The following is a 1,589-nucleotide window of genomic DNA, read 5'->3' on the forward strand; positions in this document are numbered from 1 at the left end:
GTCGGCGGATGTGCGGCGGGCGGCGGGAGCCCGTCCGGGGGTCGGGGTCATGGCGGAGCGCTCATCGTCGTCCGCGGTGGCCGAAGGCGTCGTTGAGGCGGTCGAGGACGCCGGCGGCCCCCTCGGAGCGGCTGGGCGCGGCGTCGGCGCTGAGCGCGCGGTCGCTGAGGATGGTGGCGAGCAGTTCGGCGTCGCGTTCCTCGACGTCCGTGTAGCTGGTGCGGCCGAGTACGTGGAGGAGTTGGCCGAGGTCGAGTTCGTCGTCCTCGTCGAGGCCCGCCAGGTCCTCGACCCCGGTGGACTTCGGGGCCGGGTCGGCTCCGGTGGCGGCGCCGGTGCCGTTGAGCAGGCGTTCGGCGTAGGCGGGGCGCTCCCGGTCGGTGGCGCCGTGGCCGAGCAGCAGGTGGGCGATCTCGTGCAGCACGATGTGCAGCTTGTGCACGGAGCTGGTCGCCGGCTCGTAGAAGATCAGGTCGGTGGTGCTGGTCGCGACCCACACGCCGCACGGCGTGGCGGCGTCCGGCACCCCGTCGAGCGGGACGAGTCGCAGGGGACGCCCGCGCCGGGAGGCGATACGCGCGCAGAGCGTGTCGAGGTCGAACGGGCGAGGTATGTCGAGTTGGTCGGCGACGGCCTCGCAGTGGGCGCGGCGACTCGTCTTGGACATGCGGTCTCCTTCGGAGCCGTAGTTAAGCAGCTCCGGGTGCCGTTGCCCAAACGCTCGGCGCGGATTCACGGTCCATCCGCACCAAAGTGGCCGGAAGTGTATTGCGCGGACGCGGAGTCGGGAATTGTCGGTGAATTCCCGCTAACTCCTGATAACCGGCGTCATTCCCGTTCCTCGGACGGATCGGGAAGTCCCTCCAGCCTGCGCGCCTGCTCGATGACCCCCCGGATGGCGTGCAGGCTGCCCGCGGAGAGGCCGTTCATCCGCACGGCCACGTCGCGTACGTCGCTGTCCCGCAGGGCTTCGACGAGTTCCTGCTGCGCCCGACTGAGCGCGACCCGCTCCTTGACCTTGGCGATCTTCGCGTCGACGCGTTCGGCGACGGTGTCGTCGAGGAAGTAGGCGACAGGCACGCCGAAGAAGCCCGCGATCACGGTGAGCGTGCTGACCTTGGGGTCGGTGATCTCCCCCTTGCGGATCTTCTGAATGGTCGCGTGGGAGACCGTCGGCCCGTCGGGGCCGGCCTTCTCCCGAATCGCCTCGGCGATCTCCATGTAGCTGAGCGGCCCCCGGTCGGCCGGATGAACCGACCTGATCAGGTGATCGAGTTTCTCCGCGATCGTGCGTCCGGTCGCGGGTGTCCCCCTGGTCACCTCATCACCCCCTGTCATCGGCGTCACGGGCGGTCAACCGCGACGACTGTCAAACGAAGTTTACGCGCCCGTAGGTCGGGGCCGTCACCATAAAACCATCTTGACAAGGGGGCCCACCCAGGCCGTACCCTCTCCATGGCACGTAAAACGAAATTGACGGCACACGCGTACGGCCACGGGGGTTCGTACGAAGTGCCTTTCGTTACGGGGGAGTTGGCCCGGTGCGGTCTGAGGGGCCGAGCCGGGCCTTCGCCGTTCCGCCCTCAGGC

The 1,589-nt window shown here is 69.1% G+C and carries 2 protein-coding genes; both read right to left on the minus strand.

Translation table 11 applies throughout. The annotated features are described in order from the left end of the window. Positions 1–61: 61 nt before the first annotated feature. A complete protein-coding gene (locus GL263_RS26180; protein ID WP_182858215.1) occupies positions 62–667 on the minus strand; it encodes a hypothetical protein in 606 nt (201 codons plus the stop codon). A gap of 161 nt (positions 668–828) precedes the next feature. Next, positions 829–1,320 (minus strand): XRE family transcriptional regulator, encoded by a 492-nt coding sequence (locus GL263_RS26185; protein WP_323379567.1) that lies wholly within the window; start codon positions 1,318–1,320, stop codon positions 829–831. Positions 1,321–1,589 lie beyond the last annotated feature (269 nt).

Source organism: Streptomyces durbertensis (genome assembly GCF_014156695.1).
Lineage (GTDB): Bacteria > Actinomycetota > Actinomycetes > Streptomycetales > Streptomycetaceae > Streptomyces > Streptomyces durbertensis.